At 65.6% G+C, this 12,403-nt stretch carries 12 protein-coding genes and 1 tRNA gene; 2 read left to right on the top strand and 11 right to left on the bottom strand.

Going from position 1 to position 12,403, the window contains the following annotated elements; translation table 11 throughout:
* Positions 1-258 precede the first annotated feature (258 nt).
* The 10 genes from HAP54_RS12685 to HAP54_RS12640 all read right to left on the bottom strand — a co-directional run bounded on the left by HAP54_RS12685 (position 259) and on the right by HAP54_RS12640 (position 8,990).
* Positions 259-780, bottom strand: a complete 522-nt coding sequence (locus tag HAP54_RS12685; RefSeq protein WP_166300390.1) for a hypothetical protein — start codon at positions 778-780, stop codon at positions 259-261.
* A 233-nt stretch (positions 781-1,013) separates the two neighbouring features.
* On the bottom strand, positions 1,014-1,310 hold the full coding sequence (locus tag HAP54_RS12680; RefSeq protein WP_166300389.1) for a hypothetical protein: 297 nt from the start codon (positions 1,308-1,310) through the stop codon (positions 1,014-1,016).
* Complete coding sequence (locus HAP54_RS12675) at positions 1,307-2,494, bottom strand: hypothetical protein (RefSeq protein ID WP_166300387.1); 1,188 nt, start codon at positions 2,492-2,494, stop codon at positions 1,307-1,309. The genes HAP54_RS12680 and HAP54_RS12675 overlap by 4 nt, the downstream gene beginning before the upstream one ends.
* Positions 2,495-2,511: 17 nt before the next feature.
* Complete coding sequence (locus HAP54_RS12670) at positions 2,512-2,862, bottom strand: DUF6074 family protein (protein WP_166300385.1); 351 nt, start codon at positions 2,860-2,862, stop codon at positions 2,512-2,514.
* A gap of 142 nt (positions 2,863-3,004) precedes the next feature.
* On the bottom strand, positions 3,005-3,256 hold the full coding sequence (locus HAP54_RS12665) for a hypothetical protein (protein ID WP_166300383.1): 252 nt from the start codon (positions 3,254-3,256) through the stop codon (positions 3,005-3,007).
* 229 nt (positions 3,257-3,485) lie between these two features.
* The gene (locus HAP54_RS12660; RefSeq protein ID WP_166300381.1) at positions 3,486-4,721 is read right to left on the bottom strand and encodes a tyrosine-type recombinase/integrase; all 1,236 of its coding nucleotides are present in this window, start codon (positions 4,719-4,721) and stop codon (positions 3,486-3,488) included.
* A 176-nt stretch (positions 4,722-4,897) separates the two neighbouring features.
* A tRNA-Thr gene (locus HAP54_RS12655) sits at positions 4,898-4,973 on the bottom strand.
* A 108-nt stretch (positions 4,974-5,081) separates the two neighbouring features.
* Positions 5,082-6,860, bottom strand: a complete 1,779-nt coding sequence (locus tag HAP54_RS12650; RefSeq protein WP_166300379.1) for a heme biosynthesis protein HemY — start codon at positions 6,858-6,860, stop codon at positions 5,082-5,084.
* Positions 6,861-6,880: 20 nt separating this feature from the next.
* Positions 6,881-8,137, bottom strand: coding sequence for a COG4223 family protein (locus HAP54_RS12645; protein ID WP_166300377.1), 1,257 nt, complete (start codon positions 8,135-8,137; stop codon positions 6,881-6,883).
* 121 nt (positions 8,138-8,258) lie between these two features.
* On the bottom strand, positions 8,259-8,990 hold the full coding sequence (locus tag HAP54_RS12640) for a uroporphyrinogen-III synthase (protein ID WP_166300375.1): 732 nt from the start codon (positions 8,988-8,990) through the stop codon (positions 8,259-8,261).
* Positions 8,991-9,187: 197 nt separating this feature from the next.
* On the opposite strand from HAP54_RS12640, the gene tsaD reads away from it, so the two are divergent.
* Complete coding sequence (gene tsaD / locus HAP54_RS12635) at positions 9,188-10,261, top strand: tRNA (adenosine(37)-N6)-threonylcarbamoyltransferase complex transferase subunit TsaD (protein WP_166307791.1); 1,074 nt, start codon at positions 9,188-9,190, stop codon at positions 10,259-10,261.
* A 203-nt stretch (positions 10,262-10,464) separates the two neighbouring features.
* Complete coding sequence (locus HAP54_RS12630; protein ID WP_166300373.1) at positions 10,465-11,445, top strand: NAD(P)H-dependent glycerol-3-phosphate dehydrogenase; 981 nt, start codon at positions 10,465-10,467, stop codon at positions 11,443-11,445.
* On the opposite strand, the gene HAP54_RS12625 is transcribed toward HAP54_RS12630, so the two are convergent.
* Complete coding sequence (locus HAP54_RS12625; RefSeq protein ID WP_248114233.1) at positions 11,446-12,342, bottom strand: haloacid dehalogenase type II; 897 nt, start codon at positions 12,340-12,342, stop codon at positions 11,446-11,448.
* Positions 12,343-12,403 lie beyond the last annotated feature (61 nt).

Below are 12,403 nucleotides of genomic sequence, written 5' to 3'. Positions count from 1 at the left end.
CATCAAGTTCAGCAACGATGCCGGTTACATTCCCGGCGATTGGCGCGGGTGATATTGGCGGCGGCGCAAACAGCGGCTGTACCATAATCTGCCGCGCGCTGTCGTAAACCGTAATTCTGGTCTCGGCATCGGTTAGGATCAACGCTCCCTCTTCCGCGGCACCGACGGGCGGCAGCAAAGTCACCTGCGCGGCCGGGAACAGCGGTTGGCATTGCTCGGTGGCGATCGCATAGAGCTTCGCGAGCTTCTTAGCATCAGTCATTCCGCATCCTCCGTCAAAACCGCTGAGCGACCTTGATTGCATCGATCACTGGCAGCCTTGAACTCGTCCTCGATCCGACCCAGTGCGTCGTCCAGATGCTTTTGGATTTCTGCACGTAGCGTCAGATCGCGCGTCGACGCCGCCGGTAATCCCCACAACGTCGACCGGAACATGCTCAGCGTTTCCGCCATCCACGTTTCCAGATCGTCGACTGCAATCAGCTTCCCGGCTTCCCGGGCGGTTCGAAGTTCGATCGCTTTGGCGCGCGCGTCTTGGACGCGCGCCGCGGCCGCTGACTGCGCAGACTTTCTGGTTTCGTCGCGCAGCCACCGCACGTAGGCGATCCGGCAAGCGTCCAGATCAAGCTTTCTCGTTGGCAGCGGCTTGAAGACGCCTTCACCGACGAACTGCGCGACGCGCGGCTGGGAAATGTCTAAGTGCTGGGCGACCTGCGCCTGAGAGACGCCGGGACGCTGCCCGGCGCCTCGCCTCGGTTTTGGTTTCGGTTTTGAAGCCATTTTCGATCCGGTCCAATTACATAAACGAGATTTCAAAAATTCTGGGCACGCTCAAAGATCGGGGCGCTTCGTGCCGCACCATCCGGCCGCCCGTCATACGGTCCCTAACGTCTTTGCCAGACTGCCCCGCCGTCTTCGGCAGCCCCCGCGTCGTGCGCTGGCTGTCTCTCGCCGGCGTCTGTGTACGGTCGACGGGAGCGCGCATCAGCGCGCTTCCTACCAGCTTGCGGCGGCTATCCGAGATCGGCCGGCAATTCATCGAATGCACCTTCGTCGCTGTAGTCGCCTTCGTCGCGGTCACCTTCGTCGGTGTCGCCGTCGTCATCTACCGGCGGCGCTATGGCGCGCGCCGCCGATGGACGGTCTTGCCGGGTCTGTAGCGGGTCGCCGGCGATGACCCGCCACACATCGCGCTCGATCGTGTCCCGGATCACGACGATCAGCGCATTGCCCAGTCTTCCCGTGAAATAGCAGTCGCCGTTGGTTGAGCGGCGCTGACGCAGGCTGAAGAGTTCGACGCCGTCGATCATGTTCGCCCCCCGCGACAAATTGATCCCGGGCGATTACCCGTCGCCTCTCTGTAAAAACAAAGACGGTTCCCTTCTTTCCTGTTGAGGACGGTCTTGGTTGAAGCCGGAAGGTTGATGACAGTCTTCGTTGCGGCCGGGGGCGCGCTAAGCGCTACCCGGCCCCCGGGATCGGGGCCGTCCCATTCGCCGGTGAACCAGTCTTCATCCTCAGACAGGGGAGCGGCAGCACCACTTGCCGGAAGACCTTCTTCTATTATTGATACTCTTACCTGCGGACACGGTTTTTCTATCGATAGATTTTTCGTGTCCGCAGCCTGAGTTTCCGGCTGCACTTTCGTGATCCAAGCGACCGCCAGATAACCTGCATGTTCGGCGACGACGTCCTTCCGTAATAAGCCCTGCGCGATGCCACGGGCGATTGCCCTGTGAACCGCGTCCGTGAGGGACTTCCCTTTCAAACGGGCCAACCCAAGGCGCTTTTTCTTTGCGCACAGGTCCTTCACCGTGCACCGCTCTCCCGGCTTCAGAAGATCGGCGATCAACTTCGCCCGGATCGCCGGCAGCGGTTCCTTCTTCGGCGCCGGCGTCTCTTGCCGCCGCGCCTCTCGCTTGGCCGCGGTATTCTTCATCTTGCGAACAGCCGCCATTTCGGCGTCTGTCGCGCCGGCCGGCCGGATGGCTGTTATCTCGCAATCGTCGTGTTCTTTCCACGTCAGTCCGAGCGCGTCGCCCAACGTCGCCGGCGACCAGAATTTCCGCCCCCGGAATGCGCGATCGATAGCGTCGGCGCGTTCCGCCGGCGCCATCCATGGGCAGGATTGGTCTAGGAAGGCCGTGGCTTCGCTATGACCGTCAGGACCTTGCACGAGGATGTCGAGCATGATCGCCGCATCGCGGCGGCCCGTATCGTCGTCGGATAGTTTTTCGCTGCCGTGCCGCCGTTTATGCAAGCGGCGAAGCTGTCTCGGCCACAGACGAACGAGGCGATGAACATCTTTTTGCTGACCGGGCTTCTTCCCGGTTGACGATGCGGACGCTGGTTCGTATCTGTCGAGAGTGGAAGCGCTGCCCAGCGGCTTCTTATTTCTTCGGTGGTCTGTGCCGTCCCGATTTGCCGTCGGGGCGGCACTTCCGTTTTCAGGCGGACCTTCGATCTTGAAGGCCGCGCCCCTAAGCGCGTTCATTTCGATTTACCTCAGGGTTAGGGCGTCAAAACCTGACGCCAGATTTCGCGGCGGACCGCCGCTTCAATGGTTCGGATTTCCCGATCGGCTTCGCGCTTGTCGACGCCCAGTTCGTTGAGCCGGCGCCGGATCGCATCCAGATTTCTTCGGACATGATGTTCGCCGCGCTCGGCGTCCATTGCGACGACGTAGGACACGTGGCGCCTGACATAGTCGGCGCCGCGGAAGCGGCCCGGCAGAAGCACGACTTTCGCCTTCGGCTGTGCGATGCCCCGATGCGCGTCGCGTCTGTTCGCCGAGAGTTCGCGCTGATCGACACGGACGACACTGCCCGGCGGAAACGCAAACACCTGCGCAGACGGCTTCATGGGATGGCCCTCACAGCTGTCGGGATTGAATGGCGGCGCGCCGGGCGGGGAAAAGGACCGCGGCGCGCCGCCGATGCGCCGCCGTCCATCCGGGCTGGCGCAAGGCGCCGGCGGCAGTCGGTCCGCCGGCGAAGGGAAAGGATTAGGCGGCTGCTTGATCGCCGCGAAGCAGCTGGAATAAATCTTCGACCGGAACGGCCGACGAGCGGCCGTTCTTGCGCAAGCGGATCACGCCTTTCTTCACGAGTTCATAAAACTTCGTGTTACCGATGCCGGCGACTTCGCAGAAGCGGCGCGCGGAAACGTTCGGCGGCAGGCTGTAAATTTTGATCATGTCGTGAAGTGTCATGTCGCCGGTCATCGAACGCTCGCTCCTGAATTTCGGTTCGTCCATGACCGATAGAATTCGTTGTCTCGTGATCGTTCGTCAACGGACGACGGCGCAAACAACACTCAAACACTAAAGACATCACGCTTACGCGTTTGAATTTGAATGACAAAAAAATCGAGCTGAAATTGAGGAAAAACCACTACCGGGAATGCTACCGGCAATTGAGTGGTAGAAACGACGAATGCCCGCGCATTTCGGCGCGAGCATTCGCTGCTTCGTCTAGCAGATCGGATCAGGAAGCTGATCGTGATCGCCGCGCTTTCGCGATCGACACAACGCTTCCGGACCTGCGCAGGTCGTCCAGATGGTTGGCCCACCATTGCATCATGCGGACCCGTTCGTCCCAGTGCTGGGCGCTGTTATATGCCGCGCGAACGTCGTCTTTTTTCTCATGAGCAAGCTGCCGTTCGATGACGTCGGGATGCCAAAGGCGGCTCTCGTTTAACAGCGTCGACGCAAGCCCCCGGAAGCCGTGAGAGACCATTTGCGTTTTATCGTAACCCAGCCGCCGCAAGCTGGCATTCAGCGTTCCGTCCGAAATCGGGCGGTGCCACGATCGAACTTGCGGGAATAGGTGCGGCGATGATCCGGTGATATCCCGCAAGCCGCGGATCAGCGCGATCGACTGTTTCGACAATGGGACCTTGTGCTGTCGGTCCATCTTCATTTTCTCGGCTGGAATAATCCAGACGGCGCCGTCGAGGTCGAATTCCTTCCATTCAGCATGCCGAAGTTCACCGGGACGAACGAATGTCAGGGCGAGCAGCTGAAGTGCTGCGCGGATCGCGATCTGCCCATCCAAGCCGTCAATCGCGCGCAGCAGGGCGCCGACCGCCTTGGGTTCTGTAATCGCAGGCCGATGGGCGACCGTCGGCGTAATCAGGGCGCCCATCAGATCGGCGGCGGGATTGCGTTCGGCCCGGCCGGTTGCGATCGCGAACCGAAAGACTGCCGCCGCCAGCGCCCGCGCACGACGGGCGCTTTCGTGATGCCCCCGGCGCTCGAACCGGCGCAACGCCTCCAGCAATTCGCCGGCCCGGACGTCGGCGATGGGCCGGTCGCCGATATCGCCATTGAGGACGCGAAGCATCCAGCGCTTCTTGTCCAATGTCAGTTCGTGGAGGCCTTCCGCCTCAAATTTGGAAACCAGTTCGTCCCCGACGACGCGGAAGGTGCAGGCGCGCGCGTCGCGCGCCGCGCCGCGATCAAGCTTCCGCTGGGCTGACGGGTCGACGCCTTTCGCGAGTAGCGCCTTGACCTGATCCCGGCCGGCCCGGGCGTCGGCGAGCGTCACCGCGGGATAGGCCCCGAGGGACAGCAGCTTTTGCTTACGGTCGAACCTGTACGCGACGCGCCACAAGCGCGAGCCGTTCGTTTCGACGGCAAGGTAGAGGCCGCCGGCGTCGGAGAGTTTGTACGGCTTGTCCTTCGGCTTCGCGCTCCGGACGGCCATGTCGGTCAAAGGCATCAGTACCCCCAGCTGCGGCTCCTACCAACAGCCCCTTCCGCATCTACCAGCAGCCCTACCAACAGGAGGCGCGGAAGCCGTCGGATTAACGCGGACGTCGGCGAAGGAAAAACCGCTCTATTTCAGCGACTTCTGTCGCTTTAGCGGAGGGTAGCGAATGAAGGGGAATAGTCAAATGGTGCCGCAAGAGGGATTCGAACCCCCGACCCCGTCATTACGAATGACGTGCTCTACCAACTGAGCTATTGCGGCGAACCGTTCGGCAACGGCCTGATAATTCGCGCCACCTGATATCGGGCATGACCCCGATTGGCAAGAAGATGCGGTTATTTAACCGCACAGCCGTTACCTAACCGCGAATTAGCTGCCCAAACGTGCCAGAAATCCGCGCCAGCCGCCGATCTGGGCCTTGGGCGGGCCGATTTGTTCCGCAAATTCGTCCACGGCGCCGTCCTCGTCGACCCCGGGGTCGTCGGGGGCCCTGATAATCGGGATCACCGCCGGAATGGGTGCCGGCGCGGCCTTGGGCAGGTCGGTCCGGGAGCGGAGCAGGGGAGCCGGGGCCGGGGGCGCCGGTTCGGCCGCCGGCGGCGGGGCCGGCTCCGGTGCGGCGGCTTCGGCAGGGGCCGGCTCGGCCTCGATGGCAGCCTGCAGGGGGGCGTTATCCTGCACGGGCGGTGTGGCCGGTTCCTCCACGGGCTTCATCTCAACCGGCTTCATCTCGACCGGCTGGACCTCGACCGGCTCAACCGGCTTTGCCGCCGGCGGCTCATCGGCCACCTCCTTGGGCGGCTCGACCCGCCGCGGCGCCAGCATCGCCTCCTCGAAGGGTGAGGGCTCGATGGCATGGCCCTTGTCGGACGGCAGCGCCGCCACCGGCGTCTGCCACTGGAAGGCATCAAGACGGCCGGTGACCGGCGAGACCGGACGCCAGCGATCCGAGACATAGCCGTCGGCGGTCCACACCGGATCGTGCAGCGCGCGCACCGCGCGCAAGGTCCAGGCCCGCGCCCGGCCGCTGTCGCCGTGCTCGGTACGCTCGATCTCCGCCATCAGCAGCGCGACGCGCTGCGTTGGCGCCGCAATGAACGGCTCCAGTGCCGCACGTGCCTTGGCGAACTCGGCCGCATCGATCGCGGCGCGCGCGATCGCCAATGCGCCTTCGATATGGCCCGGCGTCTTCGCTGCCAGCGTCTCGACGCGCACCAGGCGCTGGCGCGCGGCATCGCCGAGCCGGACATGGGAATAGGCATCGGCGAGATCCGGATGCGGTTGCGCGAGCCACGCGGTCTCGACGATACGCATCGCACGGCGCACCTGATGCGCCTCGCTCTCGAATTTGGCTGCGAGCACGGCGGCCGGAATCAATGTCGGCGCCTGCTTGACCGCCTCCATCGCGCTCGAGCGCGACAGGTCGCGATCGACGGTCTCGAACTCCAACGCGCGGGCCGTCAGCAGCACGCCGCGCTGCCGCCGATAGGTCGCCTTGTCGATCAATCCGGCGGTCTGGTTGTTGTCGATGATCGACAGCGCGCCGGCCCAATCGCCCTTGGCGCAGCAGAAGCCGAGCACCGCATGCGAGGCCCATGACGACGACGGCGACATTTTCAGCGCTTCCTCGGCGATCATCACGGCCGCCACCGGATCGTCGGCGCGCTGCGCCTCGATGAACAGACCGCGCAGGCCGAGCAATCGTGTGTCCGGGCGCTCCGCCATGGCGCGGAAGGCGCGCTGCGCACCGTCGCGGTCGCCGTCGAGCTGCGCCGATTGCGCGTGCAGCAACAGCGCCAGCGGATCGCCCGCGGCGTGGCGCCGCGCCACTTCGGCATGCGCGCGGGCGCCTGCGGAATCGCCGTGCCCGATCGCGAGCAGGCCTTGCGTGATGGCATGACGGCCGCGGGCGTGACGCCGTTCGCGCCGGCCACGGCGGATGTGGCCGGGGATCTTCCACAGCCCGCGCAGGATCACGCCCGCCACCATCGCGGCGACGATGACGAGGCCGAGCAGGTACATCGGCTGCTTGGAGGTCAGGCGGAAGCCGCCCCATGACATCACGAGATCGCCGGGCTGATCGGCCATCCAGGCCGCGCCCGCTGCAGCGAGCGCGATCAGCAGCAGGAACAGAATGATGCGGATCATCAAGAACCTATTGCAAAGATTTACTGGTTGACCGTGGCGAGCGCCGCCATGGCGTTGTCGGCAAATTTACGCGACGCGTCGAGCGCGGCGCGGCGCGCGTCCACCTTGTTGAGCCAGGCTTGCGCCGCGGTGCGATCGGCCGGCGGCAGCGACTTCAACTCACGCTCGGTCAATGCGAGGTCATTATGCACGGCGGCCGATGTCACGCGCGCGACGATGCTGCCGCGATCGGTCCCCGTGCCATCGGTCCGCTCGATGCGGATCAGCTTGGAGGCGCCGGCCTGCAAACGATCGACCAAGCCGGCATTCGCCGTCGCCGCTTCCGGCGCCGGCGGCGCCAGTTGCGGCACGATCTCGATCAGCTCGCGGCACAGCGCGTTCGGGCTCGGCACACCTGACGTCGCGAATGTCTCGAGCGGCTTCAGCATCGCGGGATCATCCGCGAGCGCTTTCGCGGTCTCGAGCGCAGAGCCATAGGGATCGCCATGGCGAACCGCGACGTCGAGCAGCGACGCCGCGACCACGCGGCGCAGCGGCGCATCGTCCGCCTTCGCCTCGGCCTTGGTGTCGGCGATCTTGCTGTCCTGCCTGGCGATCGCGGCGCCCTGCGCCTTCACCGCGCCCTCGACCTTGTCGATGCGCGCCGTGATGCCGGAGATGTCTGGCGCAGCTGCGCCATCGCGCGGCGCAGCCTTCGCGTCGTTGACCGCGGCGGCAAGCTTGTCGGATTGCGCCCGTGTTGCGGCAAGCTCGGTGCGCAGCGCGGCGATCGATTTGCCGAGCGCCTCCAGCCGCGCCGTCGCCGCAGGATCGGCAGCCGCCGCGGCCGGCCGGCTGGCCTTTGCTTCGAGCGCGGTCAGGCGCGTGCCGAGTTCGTCGATCGTTACCGCGCTGGGCTGCGGCGCCGAGGCCGTCTGCACCGCGGGCCAGCCGAGCAGCCAGCCGACCCCGATCACCAGCGCCGCCGCGACGGCGCCCGATACCGGCGCCACCACCCAGGGCGACACCGGCCGCGCCGGCTCAGTGTCCCGCGCCACGGAGGCGGTCTCGGGCTGCGGCTCCGCCTCAGGCGCAGCTTCGGGCTGGCGCTCGGCTTCAGCCGCGGCAGCGTCCGCCTCGGCAGCTTCCTTGACAGCGTCCTTGGGAGCCTCCTCGGCCCCCTCCGTCTTTGGCGGCTCGCTGGAGACCTCGGTCGCCTGAAGATCGATGGTCGGCGGCGCGCGCTTGGGCCGGGAATCCGGCGAAGGTCCTGGGTCGTCGGGCCTTTCTTCAGCCATCGCAGGGGGTCCTCAAAACTATTGGCCGCACATTCTAACAGAATCGGCCGAAGTTCTTAGAGCACGATCCGAAAAACCGGGCACCGCCTAACATCATGTCGAGACGAAAGAATTATACCGCTCACGGCCGCAGGGTGCGGCTGAGTGCCTCGAGCAGGGCGTTTTCGTCGGGCTGTGCCGCCACCACCACCTTGGTCGCGCCGGCGTCACGGAGCACTGCGGCTACCGCCGCCGAAATGCAGCATTGCGGCAAAGCGAGGGCCGATATCTCGACGCCATCGGCCCGTATTGCGTCCAGGAACGCCTGCGCGCTGCGGCGGGAATAATGCAGCACCGCGGTGATCCGGTTCGCCAGGAAAGCGTCGCTGACCTCCCTGGGAAAGGCCGCCACCGGCGCCATCCGGTAGGTGGTGTGGGTGACGACGGTCAGCCCCTTTTCGCCCAATTCGCCCGCCAGATCGCGCGAGGGGTCGGCGCCGGCGAGATGGAGCAGCGTCGCCGAGGCCTCGAGTTCGCCGGCCTTGACCCGCGCCAGCACGAGATCGCGCAAGCTGCCGGCGTCGCCCTTGGCCACGATCACCCTGTCGAAGCCCGCGGCGCGCGCGGCATCGGCGGTGTGCGCCCCGACCGCAAACAGCGGCAGAAGCAACAGCCGGCTGGCCGTGAGATCGACCGCGCGCAGCGCATTGGCGCTGGTCAGGATGACGGCGTCATAATCTGAATCGTCATCGTCATGGAACGGCAACGGCTCGAAGCGCAGCACCGGCGCCGCGAGGGCGTCAAAGCCGCGCCCCCGCAGCGTCGCGAGCGTCGCGTCATTGTCCGGATGCGGCCGCGTGACAAGGATCGTCACGGTTCAGGCCTCCAGTCTTGGATTGGACCTTGGATTGGACCTTGGAAAATGGACCTTGCCGACCGATTGCACTTCAAGACCTCGCAATGCTACCCCGGAGGGAACATTTCTAGTGAGCAGATCGGGCCGGAACCCGGTTCCGGCCCGTCCGGATCATGCTCGTAGCACAAGGGCCGAAATTGGGACACGAACCACCGATGCTGGTGTTGGGGATCGAGACCACCTGCGATGAAACTGCGGCCGCCGTGGTCGAGCGGCAGGCCGACGGGCAGGCAAAAATCCTCTCCAACGTCGTGCGCTCGCAGACCGATGAGCACGCCCGCTTCGGCGGCGTGGTGCCGGAGATCGCAGCGCGCGCCCATGTCGACCTGCTCGACGGCATCGTCGCCTCCGCGATGAAGGAGGCCGGCGTCAGTTATGCCCAATTGTCGGCGGTTGCGGCGGCCGCCGGACCCGGCCTGATCGGCGGCGTGATCGTCGGTCTCACCACCGCGAAGGCGATCGCGATGGTGCACGATACGCCGCTGATCGCGGTGAACCATCTCGAGGCGCACGCGCTGACGCCACGGCTGACCTGCGCGCTGGCGTTTCCCTATTGCCTGTTCCTGGCCTCGGGCGGCCACACCCAGATCGTCGCCGTGGTCGGCGTCGGAGACTATGTGCGGCTCGGCACCACGGTCGATGACGCGATGGGCGAGGCGTTCGACAAGGTGGCAAAAATGCTGTCGCTGCCCTATCCGGGCGGGCCGGAGGTCGAGCGCGCGGCCGCCGGCGGCGACCCGACGCGGTTTGCCTTTCCGCGCCCGATGCTCGGCCGCCCCGATGCGAATTTCTCGCTGTCGGGACTGAAGACCGCGGTGCGCAACGAAGCGAGCCGGCTGGAGCCGCTGGAGCCGCAGGACATCAGCGATCTCTGTGCGAGCTTCCAGGCGGCGGTGCTGGAATCGACCGCGGACCGCCTGAGCGTTGGCTTGAAACTGTTCGAGGAGCGATTCGGCACGCCGCGCGCGCTGGTCGCGGCCGGCGGCGTTGCTGCCAACCACGCGATCCGCAGCGCGCTGCAGGATGTCGCGGCAGAGGCGCAGACCACGCTGATCATCCCGCCGCCGGCGCTCTGCACCGACAATGGCGCGATGATCGCCTGGGCCGGCGCCGAGCGGATGGCGCTCGGGCTGACCGACACGATGGAAGCGCCGCCGCGCGCCCGCTGGCTGCTCGATGCCAACGCCAAGGCGCCGGCCGGCTACGCCAACAGCCGCGCCGGACATTAGGTGCTTCGACATGGAGATGAAACGCAGAGCGAGCTCCCCTTCACCTCGCCCCGCTTGCGGGGAGAGGTCGGATCGCATCAACGATGCGATCCGGGTGAGGGGGTACAGGTCTCAACGACCGGTTCGCTCGCGGATAGGCCCCTCACCCCACCCCTCTCCCCGCAAGAGCGGGGCGAGGGAGCGCAACTGAGCTAGGGGTTTTGATGCCCGCGCACAAGTCAGTCAGCGTGATCGGTGCCGGCGCCTGGGGCACTGCGTTGGCCGAGGTCGCGGCGCGCGCCGGACGCAAGGTGACGCTGTATGCGCGCAATGCCGAGCATGCGGCGCAGATCCAGACAACACGCGTCAACCCGAAGCTGGCTGGTTTTCAACTCCAGCCCGGCATCGTCGTGACGTCTGACATCGCTACTGCCGCCCGCGCCGACATCATCCTAGCCGTGACTCCGGCGCAGCATTTGCGCGCCGCGGTCGGTCATATCGCGTCGCACCTCAAGCCAGATACGCCTGTCATCGCCTGCGCCAAGGGCATCGAGCACGGCACCCACAAATTCATGACCGAGGTGATCGCGGAAGCAGCACCCGGCGCCGTGCCCGCGATCCTGTCGGGACCGAGCTTCGCCGACGACGTCGCGCGCGGCTTGCCGACTGCGGTGACGCTGGCCACCAGGGACGAGGCGCTGGCCGGCGCGCTGGTGCAGGCGCTCGGTTCAGCGACCTTCCGGCCCTATCACACCACCGATGTGCGCGGCGTCGAGATCGGCGGCGCAGCCAAGAACGTGCTGGCGATCGCCGCCGGCATCGTGGTCGGGAGGAATCTCGGCGCCTCCGCGCTCGCCGCGCTGACCACGCGCGGATTCAGCGAGCTGGCACGATTGGGCCGCGCCTGCGGCGCGCGCGCTGAAACCCTCGCCGGCCTATCGGGATTGGGCGATCTGCTGCTCAGCTGCTCGACCGCGCAATCGCGCAATTTCGCGCTCGGCCTCGCGCTCGGACGCGGTGAAGCCGCGCCGGTCGGCAAGCTCGCCGAGGGCGCGTTCACTGCGCCTGTCTTGTGCGAGCTCGCCGCTTCGCGAAAGGTCGACATGCCGGTATCGAACGCGGTCGCCGCGATCCTCAGCAACCGGCTGACCATCGACGCGGCGATCGAAGGCCTGCTGACACGTCCGTTCAAGGCGGAAGGTTAGTCAACGCCCCGTCGCGAAGGCGACGAGGTCGTTCAATCCCGATCCCATTCCGTCAGACGCGACGCCAAGCTCCTCGACTGCCGCGTTGGCGCGGTTGACCCAGAAGGTCGGATAGCCGAACCACTTCGCTCCAGCGACATCCCAACCGGCGAACGCCGCAAAGACGATCTCTTCTTTCGGCAGCCCGAACGCGTCGACGCCCATCTGGTAGGCGCGGGCATCGGGCTTGAAGGCCTGAACCCTGTCGGTTGAGAGGTGAGGCTCCAACAGCCCCTCAAGCCCGGAGTTCTTGATGGCGGCATCGAGCATCGGCGCGGTGAGATTCGACAGGAACACCATGCGAAGGCCTGCATCACGCAGCTGCCGCAGCGCCGGCCCCACGTCAGGCCACGCCTTCAGCTCCAGATAGGTCTGCATCAGGCGGTCGCGCTGCTCCGCCAACAGCTCGATCTTCAACGCCTTGGCCGCGAAGGCCAGCGCGTCCTCGGTGACGCGCCAGAAATCGGTGTAGCGTCCGCCAAGCGTCCGGAGCCAGCCGTACTCGAACTGACGCGTGCGCCACAAGGCACTCAACTCGGCACCTTTGCCAGGAAATATCTCCTCCACGCGCGCGAATACCGGACGTGGATCGATGATCGGAAAACCGTCGAAGGCGATCGCCTTGAATGACGAACGCCCTGCGGCGCGCACCTGGGACGGCAGCACTGCCGCCGTCGCGACCGAAACTGCGGTCATGGCCGTGAACGTGCGGCGATTGAGAAGCATGTGACCTCCGTCGAACAAGCGACGACCGTTCACAGAAAAAACGTATTGGCACAATCGCCCGATTTCGGCAGAGACCATTCCAGATTTCAAAACAATCGACGCCTGCTGGCGCGGCCGTTCGGGTCGGAGCAATAACCCTCCAAAGTGTCTCGCAAGCCGCCCTTCACGGCCTGAAGGCGCTGTACTAGCGTGG

Origin of the sequence: Bradyrhizobium sp. 2S1, assembly GCF_011516625.5 — a bacterium.
GTDB classification, from domain to species: domain Bacteria; phylum Pseudomonadota; class Alphaproteobacteria; order Rhizobiales; family Xanthobacteraceae; genus Bradyrhizobium; species Bradyrhizobium septentrionale.
This window is presented reverse-complemented; position numbering and strand designations above follow the sequence as displayed.